24 protein-coding genes are annotated in these 22,817 nt (G+C 68.7%); 12 read left to right on the top strand and 12 right to left on the bottom strand.

From position 1 onward, the window contains the following. Nucleotides 1-178: 178 nt before the first annotated feature. From MAE01_RS03870 to MAE01_RS03880, 3 genes are all read left to right on the top strand, one after another. Nucleotides 179-2,176 (top strand): beta-xylosidase family glycoside hydrolase, encoded by a 1,998-nt coding sequence (locus MAE01_RS03870; RefSeq protein ID WP_147038245.1) that lies wholly within the window; start codon nucleotides 179-181, stop codon nucleotides 2,174-2,176. Beyond that, nucleotides 2,173-2,361 (top strand): LAVTG motif-containing sortase-dependent surface protein, encoded by a 189-nt coding sequence (locus MAE01_RS03875; protein ID WP_147038246.1) that lies wholly within the window; start codon nucleotides 2,173-2,175, stop codon nucleotides 2,359-2,361. Before MAE01_RS03870 ends, MAE01_RS03875 begins: the two co-directional genes overlap by 4 nt. A gap of 72 nt (nucleotides 2,362-2,433) precedes the next feature. Continuing rightward, on the top strand, nucleotides 2,434-3,258 hold the full coding sequence (locus MAE01_RS03880; RefSeq protein ID WP_147038247.1) for a sulfurtransferase: 825 nt from the start codon (nucleotides 2,434-2,436) through the stop codon (nucleotides 3,256-3,258). A 12-nt stretch (nucleotides 3,259-3,270) separates the two neighbouring features. On the opposite strand, the gene MAE01_RS03885 is transcribed toward MAE01_RS03880, so the two are convergent. From MAE01_RS03885 to MAE01_RS03910, 6 genes are all read right to left on the bottom strand, one after another. Continuing rightward, nucleotides 3,271-4,206: a carbohydrate ABC transporter permease gene (locus MAE01_RS03885; RefSeq protein WP_147038248.1), complete on the bottom strand. Its 936-nt coding sequence runs from the start codon at nucleotides 4,204-4,206 to the stop codon at nucleotides 3,271-3,273. Continuing rightward, nucleotides 4,196-5,170: a carbohydrate ABC transporter permease gene (locus MAE01_RS03890; protein WP_147038249.1), complete on the bottom strand. Its 975-nt coding sequence runs from the start codon at nucleotides 5,168-5,170 to the stop codon at nucleotides 4,196-4,198. Before MAE01_RS03890 ends, MAE01_RS03885 begins: the two co-directional genes overlap by 11 nt. A 6-nt stretch (nucleotides 5,171-5,176) precedes the next feature. Continuing rightward, nucleotides 5,177-6,058: an extracellular solute-binding protein gene (locus tag MAE01_RS03895; protein WP_147038250.1), complete on the bottom strand. Its 882-nt coding sequence runs from the start codon at nucleotides 6,056-6,058 to the stop codon at nucleotides 5,177-5,179. A 53-nt stretch (nucleotides 6,059-6,111) separates the two neighbouring features. Further along, a complete protein-coding gene (locus tag MAE01_RS03900; protein WP_147038251.1) occupies nucleotides 6,112-7,737 on the bottom strand; it encodes an FAD-dependent oxidoreductase in 1,626 nt (541 codons plus the stop codon). After that, nucleotides 7,724-8,827: a LacI family DNA-binding transcriptional regulator gene (locus MAE01_RS03905; protein WP_147038252.1), complete on the bottom strand. Its 1,104-nt coding sequence runs from the start codon at nucleotides 8,825-8,827 to the stop codon at nucleotides 7,724-7,726. Before MAE01_RS03905 ends, MAE01_RS03900 begins: the two co-directional genes overlap by 14 nt. 176 nt (nucleotides 8,828-9,003) lie before the next feature. Beyond that, nucleotides 9,004-9,915 (bottom strand): hypothetical protein, encoded by a 912-nt coding sequence (locus MAE01_RS03910; RefSeq protein ID WP_147038253.1) that lies wholly within the window; start codon nucleotides 9,913-9,915, stop codon nucleotides 9,004-9,006. A 284-nt stretch (nucleotides 9,916-10,199) separates the two neighbouring features. Here MAE01_RS03910 and MAE01_RS03915 point away from each other — a divergent pair, with 284 nt between their 5' ends. The 3 genes from MAE01_RS03915 (at nucleotide 10,200) to MAE01_RS03925 (ending at nucleotide 12,136) form a co-directional block, all read left to right on the top strand. Next, on the top strand, nucleotides 10,200-11,042 hold the full coding sequence (locus MAE01_RS03915) for a universal stress protein (protein ID WP_147038254.1): 843 nt from the start codon (nucleotides 10,200-10,202) through the stop codon (nucleotides 11,040-11,042). 78 nt (nucleotides 11,043-11,120) lie between these two features. Further along, the gene (locus MAE01_RS03920) at nucleotides 11,121-11,765 is read left to right on the top strand and encodes an acyl-CoA synthetase (RefSeq protein WP_147038255.1); all 645 of its coding nucleotides are present in this window, start codon (nucleotides 11,121-11,123) and stop codon (nucleotides 11,763-11,765) included. Then, a complete protein-coding gene (locus tag MAE01_RS03925) occupies nucleotides 11,762-12,136 on the top strand; it encodes a hypothetical protein (protein WP_147038256.1) in 375 nt (124 codons plus the stop codon). The genes MAE01_RS03920 and MAE01_RS03925 overlap by 4 nt, the downstream gene beginning before the upstream one ends. Nucleotides 12,137-12,151: 15 nt before the next feature. On the opposite strand, the gene purB is transcribed toward MAE01_RS03925, so the two are convergent. Both purB and MAE01_RS03935 read right to left on the bottom strand, forming a co-directional pair. After that, nucleotides 12,152-13,534, bottom strand: coding sequence for an adenylosuccinate lyase (gene purB / locus MAE01_RS03930; RefSeq protein WP_147038257.1), 1,383 nt, complete (start codon nucleotides 13,532-13,534; stop codon nucleotides 12,152-12,154). A 23-nt stretch (nucleotides 13,535-13,557) separates the two neighbouring features. Beyond that, nucleotides 13,558-14,085: a low molecular weight protein-tyrosine-phosphatase gene (locus tag MAE01_RS03935; RefSeq protein ID WP_267901838.1), complete on the bottom strand. Its 528-nt coding sequence runs from the start codon at nucleotides 14,083-14,085 to the stop codon at nucleotides 13,558-13,560. A gap of 148 nt (nucleotides 14,086-14,233) precedes the next feature. Between MAE01_RS03935 and MAE01_RS03940 the strand changes: the two genes are divergently transcribed. After that, the gene (locus MAE01_RS03940; RefSeq protein WP_147038259.1) at nucleotides 14,234-14,497 is read left to right on the top strand and encodes a hypothetical protein; all 264 of its coding nucleotides are present in this window, start codon (nucleotides 14,234-14,236) and stop codon (nucleotides 14,495-14,497) included. Then, entirely contained in the window at nucleotides 14,494-15,798 is a 1,305-nt protein-coding gene (locus MAE01_RS03945; protein ID WP_147038260.1) for a hypothetical protein, read from the top strand. Before MAE01_RS03940 ends, MAE01_RS03945 begins: the two co-directional genes overlap by 4 nt. Nucleotides 15,799-15,803: 5 nt before the next feature. On the opposite strand, the gene MAE01_RS03950 is transcribed toward MAE01_RS03945, so the two are convergent. The 3 genes from MAE01_RS03950 to MAE01_RS03960 form a co-directional block, all read right to left on the bottom strand. Continuing rightward, nucleotides 15,804-16,205: a phage holin family protein gene (locus MAE01_RS03950; RefSeq protein WP_147038261.1), complete on the bottom strand. Its 402-nt coding sequence runs from the start codon at nucleotides 16,203-16,205 to the stop codon at nucleotides 15,804-15,806. 78 nt (nucleotides 16,206-16,283) lie between these two features. Then, the gene (locus tag MAE01_RS03955) at nucleotides 16,284-16,646 is read right to left on the bottom strand and encodes a type II toxin-antitoxin system death-on-curing family toxin (protein ID WP_147038262.1); all 363 of its coding nucleotides are present in this window, start codon (nucleotides 16,644-16,646) and stop codon (nucleotides 16,284-16,286) included. Next, nucleotides 16,643-16,849, bottom strand: coding sequence for a CopG family ribbon-helix-helix protein (locus tag MAE01_RS03960; protein ID WP_147038263.1), 207 nt, complete (start codon nucleotides 16,847-16,849; stop codon nucleotides 16,643-16,645). Before MAE01_RS03960 ends, MAE01_RS03955 begins: the two co-directional genes overlap by 4 nt. Before the next feature lie 63 nt (nucleotides 16,850-16,912). Between MAE01_RS03960 and MAE01_RS03965 the strand changes: the two genes are divergently transcribed. From MAE01_RS03965 to MAE01_RS03980, 4 genes are all read left to right on the top strand, one after another. Next, a complete protein-coding gene (locus MAE01_RS03965; protein WP_147038264.1) occupies nucleotides 16,913-17,983 on the top strand; it encodes a histidinol-phosphate transaminase in 1,071 nt (356 codons plus the stop codon). 84 nt (nucleotides 17,984-18,067) lie between these two features. Further along, nucleotides 18,068-19,195: a thiamine pyrophosphate-dependent dehydrogenase E1 component subunit alpha gene (locus MAE01_RS03970; RefSeq protein WP_147038265.1), complete on the top strand. Its 1,128-nt coding sequence runs from the start codon at nucleotides 18,068-18,070 to the stop codon at nucleotides 19,193-19,195. 11 nt (nucleotides 19,196-19,206) lie between these two features. Then, nucleotides 19,207-20,172, top strand: a complete 966-nt coding sequence (locus MAE01_RS03975; RefSeq protein ID WP_147038520.1) for an alpha-ketoacid dehydrogenase subunit beta — start codon at nucleotides 19,207-19,209, stop codon at nucleotides 20,170-20,172. Between the two features lie 22 nt (nucleotides 20,173-20,194). Beyond that, nucleotides 20,195-21,538, top strand: coding sequence for a dihydrolipoamide acetyltransferase family protein (locus MAE01_RS03980; RefSeq protein ID WP_147038266.1), 1,344 nt, complete (start codon nucleotides 20,195-20,197; stop codon nucleotides 21,536-21,538). A 32-nt stretch (nucleotides 21,539-21,570) separates the two neighbouring features. On the opposite strand, the gene MAE01_RS03985 is transcribed toward MAE01_RS03980, so the two are convergent. Then, nucleotides 21,571-22,791: an ROK family protein gene (locus tag MAE01_RS03985; RefSeq protein WP_147038267.1), complete on the bottom strand. Its 1,221-nt coding sequence runs from the start codon at nucleotides 22,789-22,791 to the stop codon at nucleotides 21,571-21,573. Nucleotides 22,792-22,817 lie beyond the last annotated feature (26 nt).

Below are 22,817 nucleotides of genomic sequence, written 5' to 3' on the forward strand. Positions count from 1 at the left end.
AAACCGCCAAATAATGCGCATTATGGCCGTGACGGCGACAGCACCGCCTGCGTACGATCGGGCGCTGTAACGCTGGGCATCCGCCCTGCCTGAGCGGCGCCGACGCCGGCGCCGAAAGGAGCAGTCCATGGCCATTCGAAGACGAATCGCCGCGGCGACAGCCGCATTGGCGCTCGTCATGACCGTGTTAGTCGCCGGTGCCGGTGCGAACGCGGCATCTGCAGCGACAGACGACGAGCTGCCGGTCTTCACGACGCAGGGACCGATCATCGATCGGTTCACCGATGACACCTGGAACCCGGGCAATGAGTTCATCTTCCCCTCGGTGTTCCATGCCGGTGAACATCTCGATGATCCGCTCGGCGAGTGGTACGTCTACTACGCCCCGCACGATGCGCCGGGCGGCATAAACCTCATGTACGCCGATTCGCTGAACGGGCCATGGACGCAGTACGAGACCAATCCGCTCGTGTCGAACGTGTGGGAGGGCATCTACGACGTCTCGCATGTCTCGGCGCCGGATGCCGTCTGGAACGAGGACACCGGCCAGGTGTTCCTGTACTTCCACGGCGAGAACACCACCGACCGCTATGCGACCTCGGCCGACGGCGTGCACTTCGACTACGGCGGGGTCGTGATGACGACCGAGCAGTTCGGTCAGAACGCCACCGAGACCTCGTACAACCGCATCTTCCCGAACCCGTTCCCCGAGAACGGATGGGAGTACGCGATGTTCTTCATGGTCAACGACACCTCGAACGTGCGCCGCATCGGGCTCGCCTACTCGCACGACATGGTCGACTGGGAGGCCCAGCCCGGTTGGGTCGTCGAGCCCACCGCGGTGGAGGGCACGAACGTGGCCGGCCCCGAGATCTGGGAGTGGAACGGCGTGCAGTACGTGCTCTACGGATCGAGCTCGGGGACGATCTTCGCGAAGCGGCTGGATGAGAATCTGCGCAGCGTGGGCGATCCGATGCCCCTGTACATCCCGAGTCCGTTCCCGCCGGAGGAGGGCCGCACCAGCTCACCGCAGATCGTCGAGGAGGACGGCGTCACCCACCTGATCTTCGAGATCGGCGGACGCAGCGGCACCACGCTCGCCCACGCCGTGCTCGACCCCGACGGAGTCCGCGATCCGCTCAACACCCGCCCGGACGATCCGATGTACGAGCAGTGCACAGCAGAGGGATCCGACGAGTTCGACGGTGAGTCGCTCGCAGACGCCTGGTCGGTCGTCCGGGACGGCGCCGATCGCATCCGCGTCGAGAACGGCGCGCTCGTGCTCTCGTCGCCGACGACGTCGATCGACGGGGCGACGATCCCGCAGCTGCCCGTGCCGGATGGCGCGTGGGAGGTGACGACCGAGCTGGAGTATGCGCCGGCCGCGCAGTATCAGCAGGCCGGACTCGTGCTCTACCGCGACGACGCGAACAACGCCAAGCTCGTCTGGTCGTTCGCCAAGCAGGGCCAGCGGTTCGACTTCACCTGGAAGAACAACGGCAAAGAACGATTCGACAGCTGGACATGGGAGGACAGCGTGTTCCCGCCCGCCGACATGGGCGGCACCGTGTGGCTGCGAGTGACCGGTGACGACGAGTGGATCACGGCATCGCTCTCCACAGACGGCACGAAGTTCATCCGGATCGGGCAGCCGATCGAGACGGACGTGCTCGCACCCACCGGTGTCGGCGTGTCCGCCTTCAGGGGGGCGACCGCTGCGCCCGACATCGATGCCCGGTTCGACTGGCTCCGGTTCACCCCGAACGAGGACGAGCTGGCCGCGTGCGCAGAGGGCACGGACCCCGGAACCGACCCGGGCACGGACCCCGGAACCGACCCGGGAACCGACCCGGGAACTGATCCCGGAACGGACCCCGGAACCGACCCGGGAACGGATCCCGGAACGGACCCGGGGACCTCCGGCCCGGAGGGTGCCGTGGCATCCGCCTCGGTCGCGCAGGGCGAGACGCAGACCGTCTCGGCCGGCGGGTTCGTACCCGGCGAGCGTGTCACCGGGGTGATGCGTTCCGATCCGCTTCCGCTGGGCACGCGGATCGCGGACGCCGACGGCTCGGTGTCGTTCGCATGGACGATCCCTGCTGACACCGAGCCGACGGCTCGGTGTCGTTCGCATGGACGATCCCTGCTGACACCGAAGTCGGCACCCACACGGTGACGCTGACCGGTGCGCAGTCGGGAGCGGTGACGATCTCCTTCGAGGTGACCGGCGCAGCGGTGAGCGGTGGCGACGCGAGTCTCGCGTCCACCGGTGCCGACTCCATGCCTGCCCTGTCGCTCGGCGCGCTACTGCTCCTGCTCGGTCTCGGGGTGGCGCTGGTGGCACGTCGCCGCAGAGTCTGACCCCGAACCCGGCCGTGACGTGATGCGATGCGGATCGCCCACGCCACGGCCGGGTGGTCATAGCCTTGGGTCATGTCACATCTTGTGAGCGCGAACGAGCTGGCAGAACTGATCCGTGCGGGAGGCGTGCGCACCCTCGACGTGCGCTGGAAGCTGGGCCGTACGGATGGCCAGGACCAATATCTCGCCGGTCACGTCCCTGGTGCGGTGTTCGTCGATCTGAAGGACGAATTGTCCCGGCACGGCCGGCCGGACGAGGGACGGCATCCCCTCCCGTCGACCGAGCAGGTCCAGAACGCCGCCCGCCGGTGGGGAATCGACGACGGCGACACGGTCGTCGCCTACGATGACGCCGGCGGAGGGCCGGCCGCGCGCGCCTGGTGGCTGCTGCGGAAGGGCGGCGTCGACGTGCGCGTGCTGGACGGCGGATGGGCGGCCTGGCAGGCAGCGGGCGGCGACATCGAGAGCGGATCCGTCGAATACACCGCGGGCACGGTGACCCTCGACGACATCTCGGCCGACAGCCTCACGATCGACGACGCCGCGGCCTTCCCCGAGCGCGGCGTGCTCATCGATGTGCGCGCCGCAGAGCGGTTCCGCGGCGAGACCGAACCCATCGATCCGATCGCCGGGCACATCCCCGGGGCCGTGAACCTTCCCGACACCGTGCACGTCGCCGAGGACGGAATGCTGCGCGACCTTGACGAGATCCGCGCCGCATTCGCCGAAGCGGGCGTGACCGAAAGCACTCCGGTCGCCGCGTACTGCGGCTCCGGAGTCACGGCGGCCCACACGGCACTCATCCTCGCCGAGGCCGGGATCGACGCGAAGCTGTTCCACGGGTCATGGAGCCAGTGGTCGAACTCCCCCGACCGCCCGATCGCGACGGGGGAGTAGCGACAGCTCCGCTTACCCCTTCAGCCCGGAGTGCGCGAGCCCCTGCACGAACTGCTTCTGCGCGAACAGGAAGACCAGCAGCACGGGCACCACGGTGAGCGTGGTCGCCGCGAGCTGCACGTTCCACATCGGGCCGCCGTAGGCGTCCACGTACTGGGTCAGCGCTTGCGGCAGCGTGAACATGTCCTTGCTGGAGAGGTACACGATCGGCTCGAGGTACAGGTTCCACGACTTCAGGAACGTGAAGATCGCCACAGCCGCCAGCGCAGGCCGGGACAGCGGGAACGCGATCCGCCAGAAGATGCCCCATCGTCCGAGGCCGTCCATGCGTCCCGCCTCCTCCAGCTCGGTGGGGAGACCGAGGAAGAACTGCCGCATGATGAAGATCGACAGCACCGCAGGGGCTCCGAAGATCGGGATGACGATGAGCGGCCAGTGGGTGTTGATCAGTCCCATGCCGTTCACCAGACGGAACAGTGGCACGATCGTCACCTCGCTGGGCACGAGCAGTCCGACCAGCACGATCAGGAAGAGCGCGTTCGCGCCGGGGAAGCGGATCCGCGCGAACGCGTAACCGGCCATCGCCGCGACCAGCAGCGTCCCGACCGTGACGATGACCGCGATGTAGAGGCTGTTCCAGTACTGCTGCGCGAACGGCTGCAGCCGGAAGACCGCCCCGTACGCATCGAAGCTCGGATTCTCCGGCCAGAGCGTCGGCACCTTCCGCAGGATCTCGCTCATCGGCTTCAGGCTGGAGGTCGCCATCCACCAGGTGGGGAGGATGAACGGGATGCTGATCACCGCGAGCAGCACGATCAGGGCGACCGAGGTCCACCGGCGCTTCGTCCGGGAGGAACCTGCCGGAACGCGGCGAGGACGGTGTGCCGATTCGGTGACGACGGCGGTGGTGTCCAGATCGTCGGGGGCCGTCGGGGCATCAGTTCTCATGGAACACCCACCTCTTTCGCGTCTGCCATTGGATGAGGGTGAGGATCAGGACGATGACGAACAGCAGCACCGAGACGCCGCTGGCGTACCCGAAGTCGTTGAACCGGAACGCCTGCTGATACAGGTAGTACACGAGCACCGTCGTCGAGTTGCCGGGGCCGCCGCCGGTGAGCACGGCGATCTGGGCGAACACCTCGAGGGAACCGACGATGGTCAGGATCGACACGAGCAGGATGGTCGGACTGATCATCGGGAGCGTGATCGACCGGAACCGGCGCCATGCGCCGGCGCCGTCGATGCGTGCGGCCTCCATGATCTCCTCCGGCACGCCCTGGAGCGCCGCCAGGAAGAGGATCATGTTCATGCCGACGTTCTTGAACACCTGGACGATGATCACCGAGAGCATCGCGGTGAAGTCCTGACGCAGCCAGTTCGGGCCGTCGATGCCGATCAGCGAAAGGAAGCCGTTGATGCCGCCGTCCGCCTGCAGCAGGAAGCTCCAGACGATCGTCCACGCGACCAGCGACACCACGACCGGCGAGAAGAAGAAGGTGCGGAAGGTCGTCGTCCCCGGCAGCTTCTGATTCAGCATCACTGCGAGGAACAGCGCCAGGGCGATGTTCACAACGACCAGCCCGATCGAGAACCACAGGCTCGCGAGCAGCGAGTCGTGCAGACCCTGGTCCGACAGCATCCGCTCGTAATTGTCGGTGCCCGAGAACACGAAGGTGTTCGCCAGCACATTCCAATCGTGCAGCGAGAACCAGGACACGGCGACCAGCGGCGCGATGACGAACGCAAGCGCCCCGAGCACGGCCGGGGCGACCATCGTGTAGCCGACCACCCAGTCGCGCCGTGCGAGGGCGGAGCGACGCGGGCGACCAGCCGCGGAGCGGCGAGGACGGTCCGGCTGTCCCCTCCGCTCCGCGGTATCGGCCGTCGACCTGACGGCGGTGGAGGTCATGCGCTCTCAGCCCTCCAGCAGCGGGGTGATCGTGGCGCAGGTGTCCTCGAGCACGGCCTCGACGTCGGCGTCAGCGGTCCACAGCGCGTCGAGCTCGGCGCGGACGACATCTTGCAGCTTCGCGAAGTTCGCGTGCGTCGGCTTGGTGACGGCATCCTGGATGCCTTCGACGACCACAGCCTGGAGCTGCTCCTCGCTGAGCTTCGGGTTGGCAGCTCCCAGCGTCTGGGCGTTCAGCAGCGACTCGCGCGGCGGCGGGAAGTACGTCGCGAGCTTCTCGGCGTTCTCCGGATTGGTGAAGTAGGCCAGGAAGTCCGCGGCGATGGTGGGATGCTCCGCGTTCGCGAACACGCCGATGCCGGCCTGCCCGATCACGTTCTGCTTGCCCTCGGGCCCGGCGGGAAGCGGGACGATGTCCCAGGCGAACGAGTCGTCCAGGGCGGATGCGCGGCTGATCTGCGTGATCGTCATCGCCGACTCTCCGGCGAAGAAGTCGGCGGTCACGCCGGGGCCGGGGATCGCCTTGTCGGCGAAGACCGCGTCATGGACCCACGTCATGGCGTCGACCATGGCCGGATCCGTGAACGTGCACTGCGTGCCATCCTCGCTCCACGGGGCGGCATCCCAGCCCTCCGCGAACGGGATCGGCTCGAACGTGACCTCGGCGACGAGATCCGGGTTCTCCGCGATGTAGGCGTCGGCGATCTCCTGGAACAGGGCCAGTTGCGTCTCGTCGGCTGTCCAGACCGCCATGCGCAGGTCGACGGGCTCGTCGGGCGTCTCGGCCTCGCCCGCGGAGCCGCTGCATCCGGCAAGGACCAGGGCGACGGCGGCGATGCCGGCACCCGCCGTCAGCGACAGGCGTCGTCGTGAGGTCTGAGGGCTCATGCTTTCTCCTTCTCTGTGGTTTCTTCTGTGTGATCTCGGGTCGGGGTGCGAAGTCAGTAGGCGTACACGCGGCCGTCGGGCCAGTGCCGCTCGATGCCCGTGGCATCCAGTTCGGCCTGGTAGTCGGCGAGCTTCCCGGAATCGGCGTGCACCTCGTGCGGGGTCGTCCCGCCGGCGGCGCAGTAGGCGGCCAGGTGGCCGGCGGCCTCGCCGATGTTCCACTCCACCGGGTGCAGGCGATAGCAGCCGTTGGTGATGTGCGTGGTGCCGATGTTCTTGTTGGCGGCGAGCAGGTTCACGGTGCGCTGCGGGATGAGCGCGCCCAGCGGGATCTCGAACGGCGTGGATGCCACGTCGATGTAGGTGTCTCCGCCGGTCGAGGGGTGCAGGTCGATCCGGTACATGCCGACGCCGACCGACTCCTCGTACCTGGTGGCTCCGGCGTCGCCGCGGACCGCGTACGACACGTCGTTCTCAGTGATCGTGGTGAGGGCACGGATGCGGCGCGACTCGCGGTGGTACGGGGCCTGGGCGAGACCGTCCGCAGAGCCCATCACGTCGGGCCGGAGCCGGAGCCCCGGGAAGCCGGTGCCGCCGTCGGGGCGGGGCGCCTCGGTCTGCATCCAGTACAGCATCGACAGGCTCAGTTGCCGTGCGTCCTCGTAGCGCTCGAGTTCGGTCTCGCGCGGGACGTCCAGCACGTGTTCGAGGAAGTAGTCGATGCTGGGCCAGTTCACCAGCGAGATGTCGCTCTTGTAGAAGCCGGGAGTGAACAGGTCGCGGGCGGCGATGCGCCGGAAGAACCAGAGGTTCTGGTCGCCGGCGTTCTTGGACTGATCCGCGTCGACGGCGAGGGCGTCATCGCCCGGGTTCGGGTCGAAAGCGCGGGTGTCGATCGCGAGGGTGCGCGGGTTGGGCGCCGTCCACGACAGGAGCGGGTGCCCCTGCCACGCCGACGGGGCGTACTCGCGCCAGAAGTCGTAGCGGGCCGGGCGCTCGATCGTGTGGTCGCCTTCGATGTGCTCGACGGCGAAGCACACGCTGAGAGCCTGCACGTTGTCGGGCTGGGCGGACTCCGGTGCGCTGGGCTCTCCGGTCTCTGCCCGCGACTCGAAGCCCGTCACGTAGTCGGTGCCGGTCAGGGGCAGCAGCTCCCCGGTCTCGGTCGCGTCGAGCACGTAGGCGGCACGGACGGTGATGTCCTCCTCGCCGATCTCGGAGGCGAGAGTGACGGAGGTCACGCGCTCCTCGTTGGTCGTCGCGGCGATCGGCCGGCGGCGCCGGAGCAGCGTGATCCGCCCGGCAGAGCGGTGAGGCGCGAGCATCTCCTCCAGTACGCCCACCGCGATGCGCGGCTCGTGGCACAGCTTCGATACCCAGCCGGCGCCGGGGTTCAGGTCGACGCGGTCGCGTGCCGCGTCGATGAGCGGGTAGCGGCGGCGGTACACGTCGCGGATGCCGTCGCGCAGCGCCCGGTAGCGGGCGGTGATGCCGAACTCCTCGACCCACGGGTGCTCATCCGGCGGCACCGCCTGTGAGGTGAGCTGGCCGCCGATCCATTCGAACTCCTCGGTCAGGATCACCTTCGCTCCGCGGTCGGCGGCGGCGAGGGCGGCGGCGACGCCGCCGAGGCCCGCTCCGACGATGAGGATGTCGGTGGTGAGGTCAGGATCGGTCACGAATGGGTCCTTCGGTTTCGGTGCGGATGGATGCCGGAGCCGGGGCGAGCGATTCGCCGTCGGCCTCGGGACAGTCGAGGATCTGGTGCAGGTCGGCGTCGTCCAGCGCAGTGGCGCTCGGGCCGCGGCCGCCTCCCCTCTCCCGCTCGACGATGCGGGAGAGGAGCACGAGGGCGCGCGCGCCCATCTCCTCACGGGGGACGGTGAACCCGGACCACCGGCGGGAGCCTCTGCTCTGGTGGATCGGCTGGCCAAGCAGCAGCATCGAGATATCCCGCGGCACGTGCAGGCCGCGTGCCTCCAGCGCCTCCGCGAGCTCGTCCGGTGCGTTGTCGGGGGCGACGAGGATGCCGGTGAGCCGGCGCTCGGCGATCTCCTCCGCACCGACAGCCACGTCGTGTACGTCGACGAAACGCAGCGGCAGCCCATGAGCGCGCATGGCCTGGCGATAGCCCTCGACACGGTCCAGCGTCGACTGATCGGAGCCCTGGAGTCCCGCATACCCGATGCGCCGGTGACCCGCAGCGACGAGGCGTTCGACCTGGCGCGCGGTGGCTGCGACGTAGTCTGCGCCGACGTACGGGAGGACGCGTCCCTCACTGGCGCGCTTGCCGACGAACACGAACGGGTAGTTGGTGTCGAGCAGATGCTGGAGCTCGCCCTGGTCCTCGTGCTGTCCCAGCAGCAGGCATCCGTCGGCGATGCCGAGGCGCTGCCACCCGTCTCGGGCGAGCTGGCGCCGGCCGTCGACCACGCGTGCGGAGGTGAACAGCAGCATGTCGACGCCGAGCTGCTCTGCGGCGTGCTCGATGCCGACGAGGAACGCTCCGTAGAAGTCCTGGCCGCCGCGGGGGAACGTCGCTTCGTAGGTGAACACGCCGAGGATCTGATTGCGGCCGCCGGCCAGACGCTGGGCGACCGGGTTCGCGGAGTAGCCGGTGATGCGGATGGCGTCGAGGACGCGGCTGCGCGTCTCTTCCGAGATGCGCACCCCGGCGGGGGCGCTGCCGTTGAGGACGAAACTCACGGTGGACTGGCTGACGCCGGCCATCGCGGCGACATCGGCCTGCGTGAAGCGGTGACGCGGCATCGATCCTCCTCGATCGGACGCTCAGGGCGGTGGGGAACTCGGGTGTGACGAGAAAGCAGTCTGCTGGCGAGGCTGCGGAGGGGTCAAGCTGATAATGCGCATTATTTGCGACGAGCACGGGCGTGCGAGGCCGAACCACGGCAGCCCGAATTCGTATTATCAGGACGGGCGGAACATCAGTCCCGCTCGTCGTAGCCCCATCGCAGCACGAGCATCCCCGGTCCCCAGTTCTGGCGAACCTGGTGGATCGACGTCGCCCCGTCAAGGTCGAGCGGGGTCACGGTCGTGGCGGAGGGCGTCTCCTCGACCTCTTCGATCCATGCCGGCAGGGCGTCGGGGTGAAAGCGGGTCCACAGCACCAGTTCGCGCGCCCGGCGTGCGACGCCGTGCCCGGTCTCATGAGTGGACGGATACCCTGGCGGGAACTCCAGCTTCCACTCCAGCATGGTCGTCTGCGCCGGGCCGAGCGGACGCTCGAGTTCGAACATCGCGCCGTGCACCTCGCCGCTCGGATGGGAATGGCGCCGCGAGATGTGTCCGCCCGAGACGACACTGAAGATCGGCGCGGGGGTGCGGACGCCGGGCGTGAGGTCGAGGTATGGCACGTTCGTGATCGTGCCCGACGTGCATTGCAGCAGGGTGCGGGTGGTGCGCGAGATCACGCTTCCGTCGGCGGCGACCTCGGTCACAGCCGTGGTCGACACGTCACGACCGGGGTCCATCGCAGGGGCGCCGAGTGCGATGAACGTCTCGGTGGTCGCCTGTTCCAGGCGGGCCTGCTCGAGCGGGTACTGCGGCGTTCCGATCGGCCCGACGCGCTGGTTGGGGCCGATCTGTGAGAGCAGAGTGCCGACCTCGAGCCCGAGCAGCGTCTCGAGTTCCTCGACAGCGGCGAGGGACTGGGCGCCCTCAGGGCGGCGGGCGCCCGAGCGCCAGTAGCTGAGTGTGGCGGCAGCCACCGGGTTGCCGCTCGCCGCGAGCCGTTCCCGAAGCCACGCCAGAGTGACGCGGCGGGCATCGATCGCGGCCCGCAGGGTCGCTGAGAATTCCGGACGATGCTCCGTAGGGGTGGTGTGCTCTGCCGGCATCACAGCCCTTCCCTGGGTATGTGACGGGTGACGACGTAATCTCGAGCATACGACCAGACCAGGATGCCTCGGGCCCGAGGCGCCCTGCGCCGGTCGAGCGGTAGGACGTGGCAGTTGGGCCCGATTCTGCACACGCCTCCGCCGACGCAGCGCTCTCCTGCGTGCAATGCGGGGTTCGTGGATCGTTCTGGGGGAGCATCCGCTGAGCCCCGCATGTGCGCGCGGGGCGATCGGTCTGCCCGGTCAGCGCCCGTGCCGCTAGCCTCATGGTAGGAGGACTCACCATGAGCGCAAAGATCGTCGTCGGCATCGAACAGACTTCTGCAGGGGAGCGCGCGCTCGCGTGGGCCGCCCAACGGGCGCACCAGTTCGAACGTGAGCTGCTGATCGTCTCCGTCATCGGCGGTGCGCTGGGCGTGGTCGGCGAGGGCGAACTGCTCGCGGAATCCGAGCGACTGACCGATGAGTGGCTCACCGCTCAGGCCGATGCGCTGCGCCCGACCGGCCTCACGGTGGCAACCGCCGTGCTTCATGGCGACCCGGTGACACAGCTCGCCGAGGCCTCGGCCGGCGGTGAGATGCTCGTGATCGGCAGCGATTACCGCGGCCCCGATGAGGGTCCTGCTCGCGGCATCCGCGGCATCCGTATCGCGTCTGCCGCAGCGGTGCCGGTCGTGGTCGTACCGGATCGCGATGTCACCGGGGGCACGGGGGTCGTCGTCGGCGTGGACGGCTCGCCGGTCTCGGAAGCGGCCATCGCGTTCGCGGCCGCCGAGGCGGACCGCCTGCGCGAACCTCTCATCGCGGTGACGGTCTGGACGCCGATGGCCGCGAAGCCGCGCAACGCGCTGATGTACTCCGACGCGTACCTGGAGGCCCTCGAACACGCAGCCGAGGAGACCCTCGCCCTGTCGATCGCCGGTCTTCGCGGAAAGTACCCCGACCTCGAGATCCTGACGAAGGTGCTGCGCGGGTACCCCTCCGCGATCATCAATGATCTCGCCGCCGAGGCCCGACTCGCAGTCGTCGGCTCCCACGGCCGCGGTGCGATCGCCCGCTTCTTCCTCGGCTCGATCAGCCACGAGGTGCTCACGCACCTGCGGACGGCGACAGCCGTGGTGCGGTAGGGCCGCCTGCCGCAGCCGGTGCTCCCCCTCCGCGGCCCCGCGTAGACTGGAGGGACCACTTCGGACCGAGGAATCGTCATGTCTGCCCCAGCTCGCGCGTTCACCGTGCGCCACGTCCAATTGCTGCGCGCGCTCTTCGCAGCGGCGGCAGCGCTCATGATCACGTTCTCGCCGGATCATTCCGCCGTCATCGGCTTCTCCGTCTTCGGCGGGTTCGCCGCCGCGAGCGGGTTCATCCTGATCCTGGCCGCCTGGGTCGTGGCATCCGCCGGCAACCGTTGGCCCTTCATCCTCCTGGCCGCCCTCGACCTCGCCGCCGCAATTGTGAGCGGCATCCCGACCTGGCGCACGGATGCCGCATTCTTCATCGTCGTGATCGTCTGGGCCGCGGCGACCGGTCTGGTCGAGCTCATCGCCGGTCTTCGCGCACGACGCACCGATCCCGGTGCGAAGGATGCCATGACGATCGGTGCGCTGGGTCTGGTGCTGGCCGTCGTCCTCCTGCTCATCCCGGCCGATTACGTCCTGCAGTACTCGGTCGGCCCCGAAGCGCTGACGCTTTCCGGGATCATCCTCGCCGTCGGCATGTTCGGCGGGTACTCGGCGATCGTCGCGGTCTTCCTCGCGATCGCTGGGTTCTCGCCACGCCGCGCCGCGCCGGTGAAGGATGCTGAGACCGCCGACGCCGCGAGCGATTCGGTCGACACGGGAGGAGCCGCGTGAGCGAGAAGAAGTCCACCCGCCGGGAGCTGCTGCGTCCGCTGCATCTGCTCGGCATCGCCCTGGCCGCCGGCGTGTTCGCCACGGTCGTGACCCTCGTGTCGACGGGGGCCTTCACGGCACGCGTCAACAACGCGATCGCCAGCGGCACGTATCAGGGGCTGACGCCGGTAGGCCTCGGCCTCGTCGTCGGCGGAGGCGCGTTCATCGTGACGCTGCTGATCATGTCGATGCTGATCCTCGCCGTCGACCCTCGCGAGTATCAGGAGAAGACCCTCGACCGGCCCGTGCTGTTCGACGAGGAGTCCGACGGCACGCCGTCCTCCGACGCCAAGAGTCAGGGTTCCGCTGGCGCCGAGCCTTCGGCATCCTGACCCGCGGAGCGCGCCCTACTTAGCGAGGCGCTCGGCGATGCCCGTGTAGGTCACCGGAGTGAGAGCGAGCAGACGCTGCTTCGCGGCATCCCCGATCTCGAGGGTCTCGACGAACTCGGCCAGTTCCGCAGCCCCGACGCGGTGCCCGCGGGTGAGCTCCTTCAGCAGCGCATAGGGGTCGCTGATCGTGGAGCGGCCGGCGACGACTTCGGCACGGATGACCGTCTGGATCGCCTCGGCGAGGACCTCCCAGTTGTGGTCGAGGTCATCGAGCAGCACCTCGCGGGCGAGCGAGATCTCGCCCAGCCCGCGGCGCAGGTTGTCCAGCGCGAGCAGTGAGTGCCCGAACGCGACGCCGATGTTGCGCTGCGTGGTCGAGTCGGTGAGGTCGCGCTGCATCCGCGAGGTCACCAGCGTCTGCGAGAGCGAGCCCAGCAGGGCCGCCGAGAGCTCGAGGTTCGCCTCGGCGTTCTCGAACCGGATCGGGTTGATCTTGTGCGGCATGGTCGACGACCCGGTCGCGCCCGCGACGGGGATCTGCGTGAAGTAGCCGATCGAGATGTAGGTCCAGATGTCGGTCGCCAGGTTGTGCAGGATGCCGCCGGCGTGACGCACCCGGTCGTACAGCTCGACCTGCCAGTCGTGCGATTCGATCTGAGTGGTGAGGATGTTGAAGCCCAGACCCAGTCCCTCGACGTACTCGCGTGCGATCGTCGGCCAGTCGGCGTCGGGGTCGGCCGAGAGGTGCGCGGACCAGGTTCCGGTCGCGCCGGAGAACTTCGCCAGGTAGTCGGATGCCGCGATCTGCTCGCGCACGCGCTCCAGGCGCCACGCGAAGACCGCGAGCTCCTTGCCCATCGTCGAGGGGGTGGCGGGCTGTCCGTGCGTGCGGGAGAGCATGGCGGCATCCGCGTGCTCCACCCCGAGTTCGCGCAGCTTCGCGATCACGGCATCCAGCGCCGGCAGCCAGACGTTCTCGACCGCGCGCTTGACGGTCAGGGCGTACGAGACCGAGTTGACGTCCTCGCTGGTGCAGGCGAAGTGGGTGAGCTCGGCGATGGCGTCCAGGCCCAGCAACGACAGGCGGTCGCGCACGAGATACTCGACGGCCTTGACGTCGTGACGGGTGACGGCTTCCTTCTCCGCCAGCCAGTCGATCTCGGCCTGGCCGAAGTCGCGGTACAGGCCGCGCAGGCGATCCTTGTCAGCCTCGGCGAGCGGCGCGGTGCCGAACATCGACCGATCGGTCAGCGCGATGAGCCACTCGACCTCGACCTCGACCCGAGCGCGGTTCAGGCCCGCCTCGGAGAGGTAGTCGCCGAGCGGGGCGACGGCCGGACGGTAGCGTCCGTCGAGGGGGCTGAGCGGCTGGACGGGGAAGGCGTTCGGGGAAGTCAGGGGAATCCTCCTGATCGGGCCCCTCAGATCCGGGGCGTGGAGCGGGGCGTCGTGCGGCTCTGACGAAGCGCGGGCTCGAGCTGCCGGAACAGGCCTCGGGTCGCGGTCTCAATCATAGCCAGCACCGCGTCGAACATCGTGGTGTCCGCGTAGTAGGGGTCGGGCACATCGAGGCCGTCGGCGTCGCGATCGTAGGCGAGCAGCAACGTCACCTTGCCCTCCTGATCCTCGTCACGCGCCCACTCCCGGAGGATCCGCTCGTGCGTGCGATCGAGGGCGACGACGAGATCGTTCTCCTCGAAGGATGCCGCGGTGAACTGCTTCGCGCGGTGCTTCGAGCCGTCGTAGCCGCGGCGGTCCAGCGCCTCGAGGGTGCGCTCGTCGGCGCGCTCGCCGACGTGCCACTCGCCCGTGCCCGCGCTGCTGGAGACGATGAGCGGCCCCACTCCCTGATGCTCTGCCAGATCGCGGAACACCGCCTCGGCCATCGGCGAGCGGCAGATGTTCCCCGTGCACACGAAGATGACGCGGAAGGGATCGGACGGGGACACCCGTCCATTCTGCCGCTCACGGCCGCTTGTGCACACCTTCGAATACGTCGTCGCGTCTTCTTCTGCACATCGTCGTCGCGACCGGACCTGTACCCGGTTCGCGGATTTCGCGGTTCGGCGGGTCGCCGGGGCGGCGCATCCTGGGGGCATGCTCAACATCATCGCGGCCGACGGGTGGAGTTCGGATGCCCTCTGGTCCTGGTACTGCGCCCGTCGCGCCCTGGGCGAAGCGCTCTCCGCGCTCGAGGACGCCGGTGCCGCGCTGCTGCCCCTCGTCGACGCCAGCGAATGGCACGCCAAGGGCGTCATGGCGCTGCACGAGCTCATCGTCGAGGCGAGGGCGCGGACCGCCTCGGAGGTCGGCGAGCTGAACAGCAGGCTCTGGGAGATCGACGCCCTGGCGGCCTCATGAGCGACGGACTGGAGATCACCCACGGCGGCGCGATCGCCGTTGACCCCGAGGCGCTGCGCACTGTCGCCGACGCGCTGGTCGCGCTGGCTCCGAGGTTCGCGGATGCCGCGTCCGCTGTGCGCCGAGCGCACGGGTGCCTGGTGAATCTGCCGATGGCTGCGACCCGGGTCGACACGGTCGCGTTGTGGGGGAGCGCGGACCGCGCGGAGGAGTTGCACGAGGAGTGCCGCACGGCGGGGGAGAACACGCGGCTGATGGCCGACGTCTACGAACTCGTCGAGCGACGGGCCGAGCTCGATGCTCTCGCGATCCAGGGAGCGCCGCCGACGGATGCCCTTCTCGACCGGATCGCGGAGCTCGAGGCATCCGACCCGCGCGTCGTCGAGATGGAGAAGTGGTTGATCGCAGAGTGGGAGAAGAGGCGGTTCGAGGGGCTGGACGAGCAGTTCGATCTGGGCAATCTGTGGCCCGGTCACGGCGTGGGCTCCGACCTGGGGGTGATCATCGGGTTGGCGGCGGCGATCGGCGCTTCGGGGATGGGAAGGCTTCCGCCGAAAGCGACGCTGTCGGGCAGCGGTGGGCCGGTTTCGGTGACGCCGGTGCGGACGACTTCACCGATCGGCCCGCCTACGAGCATCGCCGAGGCGCTGCGGCGGTTCCCCGATTCGTCCGGCGCGCAGCTCAAGGTGGAGAAGTACACGATGGCGGACGGGACCAGCCGTTTCATCCTGTACTCGAAGGGCACGCAGCCGAGCAGCGTCATCGACCCGGACGAGCCGTTCGACATGCAGTCGAATCTCGAGCTCTACACCGGACAGGAGTCGGCTTCGTATGCGGCGACCGTCGATGCCCTGAAGGCGGCCGGCGCACAGCCCGGTGACGAGGTCCACGTCTACGCGCACTCGCAGGGTGCGATGAATGCCGCGTACCTGTCATCGGGCAGCGAGTTCGACGTCAGCGTGCAGGTGACCGCAGGAAGCCCGCTCCGTCCGACGCTCGACGAGGATCAGCTGCTGATCGCACTGGAGCACACGGATGACATGGTGAACAGCCTCGCCGGGGGCGGGTTGCCCGGCGGGTCGGGATCGCCCGACAGTCTCGTCGTCACACGTGTCGGCGACCCCGCTGTCCACGTGCACGACGTGTGGCTGCATCCGCACATGATGGAGGGCTACACCGAGACCGCCGAGATGGTCGACGCGTCCGACGACGTACGTCTCGAGGCCTGGCGGGACAAGACAAGAGAACTGGGCGAGGCCGTGTCGATCGAGTCGACGGAGTACGTCGCGAAGCGGGAGTGATCGCGTCAGTCGCGGCGCTTGCGCTTCTGCGGGCGCAGGATGGCTCCGAACACGGCGTTGATGATCGTGATGATGATCGCCGCGACGACGCCCCACCAGAACGACTCGACGGTCAGGCCCCAGCCGAACCCGGAGGTGATCCACGCGGTCAGCCAGAGCAGGAACCCGTTGATGATGAAGCCGATGAGGCCGAGGGTGAGGATGTACAGCGGGAACGCCACGATCTTGATGACCGTTCCGATGATCGTGTTGACCAGGGCGAAGATGGCCGCGACCGCGAGCAGCGTCAGCACGAGCTGCAGCGTCTCGCCCGGGGCGAACGGCCGGATCTGCACCTGCAGCGCAGGGATCAGCGTCACCACCCAGATGGCGAATGCGTTGACGATGACTCGGATGATGAAGCGCATGGTGCGTTCAGTCTGGCACGATCGCGTTCACAGCGGGCAGGTGCCGCAGAATCTGCGACAGTTCGAAGCAAGGAGCCGTCAGCGGATGTGCGCGCCGAACGCCTCGGCGATCTCTGTGAGGCTTGCCTGATTCTGCGCAGCGCGGAGCACGAGCGCGAACGCTGTCTCGACGTCCATGTCGATCACCACGCCGTTCAGTTCAAGAAACGTCAGAGTGATCACCCACGAGAACCGCTTGTTTCCGTCGAAGAGTGGATGGTTCTGACTCAGCGACGAGAGCAGGGCCGCTGCTTTGACTTCGAGTTCGGGGTACGCCTCGGTGCCGAACATCGAGCTGGAGGGCCGCGCGAGGGCAGACGACAGAAGTCCGATGTCGCGCACGTGAAGACCCAGCGCTTCGAGCACACCGACCGCATGTGGGAGCTCGACGTAGACGGTCATGCGTCTTCGAGCTTCTTCATCAGTTCGGAGTATCGATCGGCCACATCGAGTGCGATGGTCACTGCCTGCTCGGTCGTCACTTCCTCGCGGAGGAAACGGTCGGCAGCTTGGATGAGAAGCGCATGCTTCGACGTGTGCCGCCGAGCTGCGAGCTCGCCGAGGCGCTGATCCAGCTCTTCCGGAAGCCGCACGTTCATCGCCATACCAAAATGGTACCACCGTGAATCCCGTCGGCACCAGGCTTCCACGCTCGTAGACTCGGACTCGTGACCGAGCCGATCCTTCCCCGCATCCGCCCAGAGATCGCCGCCCTCGCGCCGTACCGGCAGGGCAAGCAGGCGGGCCCCGATGCGTTCAAGCTCTCCAGCAACGAGAACCCGTTCGAGCCGTTGCCCTCGGTGCTCGAGGCGCTTCGGGGAACGACCCCGGTCAATCGATACCCGGATGCCACTGCCACCCGCCTGCGCGAGCGCCTCGCCGCCCGCTACGGTGTGAGCCTCGACGAGGTGCACGTCGCCAGCGGCAGCGTCGCGATCCTCTACCAGCTCGTGCAGGCCGCGGCGTCCGTTGGCGACGAGGTCGTCTACGCGTGGCGCTCCTTCGAGGCGTACCCCGGGCTGGTGCTGGTCTCCGGCGCGACCGGCGTGCAGGTTCCACTCGCCGAGGGCGGCCGTCACGACCTCGACGCCATGGCGGATGCCGTCACCGACCGCACACGCGCCGTCATCGTCTGCACGCCGAACAATCCCACCGGACCCATCGTCACCGGCGCCGAGTTCGAGGCGTTCGTGAACCGCGTGCCGCAGGACGTCCTCATCATCCTCGACGAGGCGTACGCGGAGTTCGTCACCGCAGAAGGCGCTGTCGACGGGCTCGGTGAGCGGGTGTTCGAGCAGCACCCTAACGTCGTCGTGCTGCGCACGTTCTCCAAGGCGTACGGGCTCGCCGGACTCCGAGTCGGCTATGCGGTCGGTCACGCGAAGGTCCTGGATGCCGCCCGCTCCACCGGCATCCCGCTGTCGGTCACCTCCGCCGCCGAGGTCGCGGCGATCGCGAGCCTCGACGCAGAGGCCGAGCTGCTCGATCGCGTCGCCGTGATCGTCGACCGGCGTACCGCGCTCGCCGAGGGACTGCGCGCCCAGGGGTGGGACGTGCCAGACACGCAGTCGAACTTCGTCTGGCTGCCCGCCGGCGCGCGCACGGACGAGATCGCCGACGCCTTCCGCGCCGCCGACATCGTGGTTCGGCCATTCTCGGGCGACGGCATCCGCATCTCCGTCGGCGAGCAGGAGTCGATCGAGAAGGTGCTGCGGGTGGCCGCGGCAGCCCGGCAATAAGGCGCCATTCTCTGCATTCCGGGCACTTGCAAGGGCGTCCTAGCTATACGTGACGGGGCATGCGAGGGCGGCTAGCGTGGAACGGTGACCTCGTCAGAGACCTCAATCGTCCGCGTACTGGAGGCGGACGGCCGCTACGCGCCGAACGCCGCCGCCGAGCAGTACCTCCCCCTGATCGAAGCGATCAGCGATGCGGAGCTGGAGCAGTTCTACCGCGACATGGTCGTCATCCGCGCCATCGACAACCAGGCGACCAACCTGCAACGACAGGGGCAGCTCGCCCTGTGGCCGCCGAGCCGCGGTCAGGAAGCGGCGCAGGTCGGTTCGGCCAGGGCCGCGCGCGCCCAGGACACGCTCTTCCCGTCGTACCGCGAGCACGCGGTGACTCGCATCCGCGGAGTCGACACCCTGGGGATCATCAAGCTCATGCGCGGGGTCTCGCACGGCGGCTGGGATCCGACCGATCCGGTGAACGGCAACACCCGGCTGTACACGCTGGTGCTCGGTTCGCAGACGCTGCACGCCACCGGCTACGCCATGGGCCTGAACTTCGACGGCCGCTCCGGCACCGGCGACCCTGAGCGCGACGAGGCCGTGATCGTCTACTACGGCGACGGCGCCTCCAGCCAGGGCGACGTGCACGAGGCGATGGTCTTCGCCGCCAGCTATCAGGCACCGACAGTGTTCTTCCTGCAGAACAACCAGTGGGCGATCTCCGTGCCCGTCTCGACCCAGACGCGAGTGCCGTTCGCGCAGCGCAGCAGCGGTTATGGCATCCCGAGCGTCCGCGTCGACGGCAACGACGTCCTCGCCAGCTTCGCCGTCTCGCGAGTGGCGCTCGACGAGGCGCGTGCGGGCAAGGGGCCACGCGCGATCGAGGCCGAGACGTACCGGCTCGGCGCGCACACGACCAGCGACGATCCGACCAAGTACCGCACCAGCGACGAGGAGAAGTCCTGGGAGCTGCGCGATCCGATCGCGCGCATGCGTGCGTTCCTGGAGGGCAAGGGTGCTGCGGTGTCCTTCTTCGAAGACGCGGATGCCGAGGCGGCCGCCGCCGCGGACGACCTGCGCGTTCGCACCCTCGAGCTCGGCCCGCCGCCCGCGAACACGGTCTTCGACCACGTCTACAGCGAACCGCATCCGCTGATCGACGAGCAGCGCGCGTGGCGCGAACGATACGAGGCCTCGTTCGAGGGAGGAGCGCAGTGACGCTTGAGACGATGCCCTTCGCGAAGGCGCTCAACGCCGGGCTGCGCAAGGCCATGGAAGACGACCCTCGCGTGCTCATGATGGGCGAGGACATCGGCAAGCTCGGCGGAGTGTTCCGCATCACCGAGCATCTGCAGCGCGACTTCGGCGAGAAGCGCGTGCTCGACACCCCGCTCGCCGAGTCCGGCATCGTCGGCACGGCCATCGGGCTGGCGATGGCCGGGTTCCGTCCGGTGATCGAGATCCAGTTCGACGGGTTCGTGTTCCCCGCGTTCGATCAGATCACCACACAGCTCGCGAAGCTCACGAACCGGCACGAGGGTGCTGTGTCGATGCCCATCGTGATCCGGATCCCGTACGGCGGACACATCGGCGCCGTCGAGCATCACCAGGAGAGCCCTGAGGCCTACTTCGCGCACACACCCGGACTGCGCGTGGTGTCCCCGTCGACGCCGAACGACGCGTACTGGATGATCCAGGAGGCCATCGCCTCGAACGACCCGATCATCTTCATGGAGCCCAAGAGCCGCTACTGGCAGAAGGGCGAGGTCGAGATCGAGCAGTCGGCCGCGCCGCTGCACGCATCGCGCGTCGTGCGCACCGGGACCGACATCACCCTGGTCGGTCACGGCGCGATGGTCACCACGCTGCTGCAGGCCGCGGCGATCGCCGAGGGCGAGGGGACGAGCTGCGAGGTCGTGGACGTGCGCTCGCTGTCGCCCGTCGACTACGGCCCCATCCTCGACTCCACCCGCAAGACGGGCCGGATGGTCTACGCGCAGGAGGCGTCCGGCTTCACGAGCGTGGGCAGCGAGATCGCCGCCACCGTCATGGAGCGCGCGTTCTATGCGCTGGAGGCTCCGGTGCTGCGGGTGTCGGGCTACGACACCCCGTTCCCGCCCGCCAAGCTCGAGGGGACCTTCCTGCCGGATGCCGACCGCATCCTCGAAGCGGTCGACCGATCCATGGCCTACTGACTCTCCGATCGAAGGGCACCTCATGACAACGCAGAACTTCAACCTCCCCGACGTCGGCGAGGGTCTGACCGAGGCCGAGATCGTGGCCTGGAAGGTCGCCCCCGGCGACACCGTCGCGATCAATGACGTGCTCGTCGAGATCGAGACGGCGAAGTCGCTCGTGGAGCTGCCGTCCCCGCATGCGGGCGTCGTCGGCGAACTGCTGGTGAGCGAGGGGACGACCGTCGAGGTCGGGTCGCCGATCATCAGCTTCGTGTCGGATGCCGGGCCCGCGGCCACCCCGCCCAACCCCGCACCGGCGGGCGAGGAGACCGGAGGATCGGTCCTGGTCGGCTACGGCACCGGCGCCGGTGCGACCTCGCGCCGTACCCGTCCCGCCATTCGCCCGGTGCGCTCCTCGGTGGGCGTGATCGCGAAGCCGCCGATCCGCAAGCTCGCCCGCGACCTCGGCGTCGACCTGTCGTCGGTCACCCCCACCGGGTCCGATGGCGAGGTCACGCGTGACGACGTCGTGGGGCACGCGGCGCAGGCGAGCGTGTTCCGCAACATCGAGACGCCGGAGTGGGGCGACGTGCGCGAGGAGATCGTGCCGGCGCCGTCCAGCGCGCCGGTCGGGCTCGCGCGCGGCATCGCGCCGACGCAGAGCCAGATCGGAGCGGATGCCGAGCGCACCGAGTCCATCCCGGTCAAGGGCGTGCGCAAGGTCAGCGCCTCGGCGATGGTGCAGAGCGCGTACTCCGCGCCGCATGTCACGGTGTGGAAGGAAGTCGACGCGACGCGCTCGATGGAGCTCGTCAAGCGTCTCAAGGCCTCGCCGGACTACGCCGACATCAAGGTGTCGCCGCTGCTGATCGTCGCCCGCGCCGTGATCTGGGCCGTGCGCCGGAATCCCATGGTCAACGCCGCCTGGGTCGAGACCGAGAACGGTGCCGAGATCGCCGTGCGGCACTACGTGAACCTCGGCATCGCCGCCGCGACCCCGCGCGGGCTGCTCGTCCCGAACATCAAGGACGCGCAGGAGCTCAGCATGAAGGACCTCGCCCGCGCCCTGAACCGCCTCACCCTCACGGCCCGCGACGGCAAGACGCCACCGGCCGACCAGCAGGGCGGCACGTTCACGATCACCAACATCGGCGTGTTCGGGATGGATGCCGGCACCCCGATCATCAACCCCGGCGAGGCCGGGATCCTCGCCATGGGCACGATCAGCCAGAAGCCGTGGGTCGTCGACGGCGAGGTCCGCCCGCGTTACGTCACCACGGTCGCCGGATCGTTCGACCATCGCGTCGTGGACGGCGACGGCATGAGCCGATTCATCGCGGATGTCGCCGCGATTCTTGAGGAGCCCGCGCTACTGGTCGACTGACGCTCCTCGATCCGCCGGGCGTGCAGCTCCGGCTACGCGCGCACGCTGAGCCGCTGCTCGGCCAGCTGAGGAACGGCGCGCTCGCGCGCGGCGCGGCGGGCCGTCACGACCGCCCCGACCGAGACGACCTCCGCACCGAGCGTCGAGGCGAGGATCTCCGGGGCGGGCAGGTGCAGCTCCTCGGGCAGGATGCGTCGTGCGGCGGCGAGCACCGGTTCGATGCTCTCGGCGACCGCGCCGCACACGACCACTCGCGCGGGGTCGTACATGCTGCCGAGCACTCCGACGATGCGGGCGAGGGTCGCGCCGACGCGGTCGGCGACGAGTACGGCATCCGCATCTCCTGACGCGGCGAGCGTGAGCACAAGACGCGGATCGATGCGGTCTTCCGCGACCAGGCGACCGAGGGCACCGTCCGTCGAGACGTCTCCCGCGGCGACGGCGTGCCGCGCGACATCCTGGACGGAGTACGGCAGGCCGACGGCCGATCCGACGCCCATGATGTGGTCGAAGACGACACCTTCGCCGACACCGCCGTGCGCGCCGTGCAGCACATGCCCGTCGACGACGACTCCGCCGCCGTACCGCTCGCTGGCGAGCAGGGCGACGTAGTCCCGGCATCCGATCGCTGCCCCGAGCGCCCCCTCTGCGATCGCGGCGAGTTGAGCGTCGTTCTTGACCTCGACGACGGGCGCCCATGCGCTCAGCGCCTCGGCCAGGCCGGGGTTGGTGCGCTCCCAGAACCCCTCCGGATGCGGGGGCGAGATGCCGTTGCGGTCGACAGGCGCCGCCACTCCAGCACATACCGCCAGCACGTGGTCAGGGCTGACTCCCGCTTCGTCGAGCGCAGTTCTGACCTGCTCGACGATCAGCTCTCGTCGCACCGATGCCGGCTGCGTCCGGTCGACCTCGACCCGATGGTGCACAAGCGTCCGGTCGAGGGCGTCGGCGACCGTCACGGCGAGGTGCGTATAGCCGGCGTCGATGCCGACGACGGCGCCGAGGTCGGGGGAGATGGCGAAGCGTCGCGCGGGGCGGCCGGAACGGTAGCTGCCCGCGACCCGCGCGTTGGGGAGCTCGTGCAGCACATTCGCGCCGAGCAGCGTCTCGATGGCGTCGATCGCCGTCGACCGGGTCAGGGCGGTGTGCGCCATCACATCGGTCGCGGTGAACTCACCGCCCTCCCAGGCGAAGTCGAGCACGGCCCCGACGCTTGCGCGGCCGGTGCCGAGATCTGCGGAGACTTCTATCACGCCTCTTGCCTTCCTGTCACCCGAGT

Source organism: Microbacterium aerolatum (assembly GCF_007988825.1).
In the GTDB taxonomy this organism is placed as follows: domain Bacteria; phylum Actinomycetota; class Actinomycetes; order Actinomycetales; family Microbacteriaceae; genus Microbacterium; species Microbacterium aerolatum.